Raw genomic sequence first — 300 nt, forward strand, 5'->3', positions numbered from 1 at the left:
GACTATCAGCCATCAACAATTGCAGAAGGTCCCCGCCGCCAGGACGATAGCGCAGCTGATGACGACGAAGCGCGACCACCTAACAAAGCCGAGACCGTCACGCTTGCGGTCATCGAACAAAACGTTCCTATGCTGGCCGATGCCCAAGCTCTCGTTGGCCGCTTCCACGCGATGATCCGAAGGAAGGCCGAGATCGAGCTGGAACCTTGGATTGAAGAATCCAAGCGGAGCCTCATTGCCTCGTTCGCGAATGGAATCGCCAACGACAAGGGCGCGGTGCACGCCGCTATTACGCAACCA

1 pseudogene is annotated in these 300 nt (G+C 58.0%); it reads left to right on the forward strand.

Annotation, left to right across the window (positions count from 1 at the left end):
* Positions 1 to 300: pseudogene (locus tag IVB32_RS20135) on the forward strand (hypothetical protein); the annotation flags it as partial.

Source organism: Bradyrhizobium sp. 23, from assembly GCF_023073295.1.
Classification (GTDB): domain Bacteria; phylum Pseudomonadota; class Alphaproteobacteria; order Rhizobiales; family Xanthobacteraceae; genus Bradyrhizobium; species Bradyrhizobium canariense_D.